This is a genomic window from Kurthia sp. Dielmo, from assembly GCF_000307285.2.
Classification (GTDB): Bacteria; Bacillota; Bacilli; order Bacillales_A; family Planococcaceae; genus Kurthia; species Kurthia populi.
This window is the reverse complement of the sequence record NZ_CAEP01000204.1, coordinates 1-464: the sequence shown is the minus strand read 5'-3', so window position 1 is coordinate 464 and position 464 is coordinate 1. Positions and strand designations below refer to the sequence as shown.

General features: G+C 40.9%; 1 protein-coding gene. It reads right to left on the bottom strand.

Annotated features, from left to right (window positions below):
- Nucleotides 1–464, bottom strand: a 464-nt coding sequence (locus KTHG_RS20940; protein WP_222424327.1) for a suppressor of fused domain protein, incomplete at both ends; no start/stop codon positions are given.

Here is a 464-nt window from a genome sequence, read left to right as displayed (position 1 = left end):
GGGGAACGTCGTATAGCGATAAATCTTCTGCATCTTTTTACGTGCGCTATATCCGAATTCCGCCATCATGCGTAAAGGCCAGTTTTTTTCAGGAAGTGTCCATTCCTCTTCAGAAGCGACCCAGTCTAATGGCAATTTCATCATCATTTCATACGATTTATTGTCCGTTACAGATGATGGAATATCATTACTAACACCCAGTGTGAAAACAACATAATATGGATGTTTTTTCGTTGGATAAATAATGTTTCCTGTAATCGTAAGCGTCGGATTTTCTTCTTCTAATAAATTTGACATTTGAATGGCAATCGGCCCATACTCTTTTTCGAAATTCTCACGTACTTTGTCCGCATTTGTTAACGCTTCGGTTATTTTTGCCGTCACTTTCGAATTGGGCTGTCCATCGTCTACCGGCTTCTCCACAACGGCAGGTCGTTGAAAATCAATGACTTCCTGGACCTGTG